At 57.3% G+C, this 611-nt stretch carries 1 pseudogene; it reads left to right on the top strand.

The window, feature by feature from the left end:
- Positions 1-611, top strand: a pseudogene (locus A6U95_RS09955) (type IV secretory system conjugative DNA transfer family protein); the annotation flags it as partial.

Genomic DNA, 611 nt, shown 5'->3' on the forward strand with positions numbered 1-611 from the left:
ATGATGAACTTCATCACCGGCGGTCGTTCGCGGGCTCAGGAGCTGCTGGAAGATGTCAAAAACCGACCGCAAACCAATACGGTCAATGCCTTCGGCATCGCTGAAGAAACCTACATCATCAACCTGATGGATTCGATGTTGCCACCGGCCGGCAACGATGGCGGCTGGCAGGAGAAAGCGCGGGCGATGATACAGGCGCTGGTGTTTGCTCTGGTGTACAAATGCAGGCGAGAAGGGACGGTGATGTCGCAGCGTACTATTCAAGCCCATCTCCCCTTGCGCAGTATTGCGCGGCTCTATATCCAGTCAGTGGAAGAGCAGTGGCATGATGAGGCGCGATTACCGCTGGAGAACTATCTGGGCACGCTGGCGGGGTTTGACCTGGCTACCGTGGACTCCCCGTCAGAATGGGCGCCGGAGGCGCTGAACCAGCATGGTTACCTCATTCAGCAGTTCACCCGCATGCTGGCGTTGTTCAATGACACCTACGGTCATGTGTTTGCCCGCGACGCCGGTGACATCGACCTGAAAGATGTGGTTCACAACGATCGCATCCTCGTCATCCTTATCCCCGCACTGGAAATCTCTTCCACCGAGGCGGCTGCACTCGG

The organism is Serratia sp. 14-2641 (genome assembly GCF_001692375.1).
GTDB classification, from domain to species: domain Bacteria; phylum Pseudomonadota; class Gammaproteobacteria; order Enterobacterales; family Enterobacteriaceae; genus Chania; species Chania fonticola_C.